The 605-nt window shown below is 38.8% G+C and carries 1 protein-coding gene; it reads left to right on the top strand.

Features of this window, described 5'->3' with window-relative positions:
* Nucleotides 1-390: phage tail protein (locus tag ACFIO5_RS12800; protein WP_375705608.1), on the top strand; the 390-nt coding region annotated here is incomplete at its 5' end.
* Between the last annotated feature and the right edge of the window lie 215 nt (nucleotides 391-605).

Genomic DNA, 605 nt, shown 5'->3' with positions numbered 1-605 from the left:
GTTCTTGGTGAAATATGGGGAAAAGGTGATGGGCAAACCACATTTAATGTGCCAGATCTGCGTGGAATGTTTTTGCGGGGGCTGGATAGTGGGAAAGAAATTGATAAAGGACGCTTCTTGGGAAGTAGGCAAGAAGAGTCTTTTAAAGCCCATACCCATGAAGGAAAAACAAACTCCGTCGGCAAACACAAGCATAGTTTTAAAGGGTTTAAAAGCGTAGTTGTACAGCGCAATTTGGATGAGTGGAAAGCTTATGCCTATGGATACGATTCCCAAAATTCTTTAACAGAATTTGAAGGAGAACATGAACATCAGGTCTTTTTGGAAAAAACAGGTGGGGATGAAACGCGCCCCGTCAATGTGGCTGTTGTTTATGCTATCAAAGTGTGAAAATTGAAACTCTTTTAGATTTCAATTGTTGCAAGAGCTTTGGTATAAAAGGTGCATTGAAAAATTAAAAATATGTTGTGCACTAAATTTAATGGCAAACGCTTGATTTTAAGAAAAATGTATCTTTGGTTTATTTTCTCTTGAATGCATTTCAATGCTTCTGAGCAGAGAGAAGTGAGAGCTGTGTGGTGTGTCTTACAGCATTTGGATCTGCT

Source organism: Bartonella sp. AA86SXKL (genome assembly GCF_042196885.1).
This window is presented reverse-complemented; position numbering and strand designations above follow the sequence as displayed.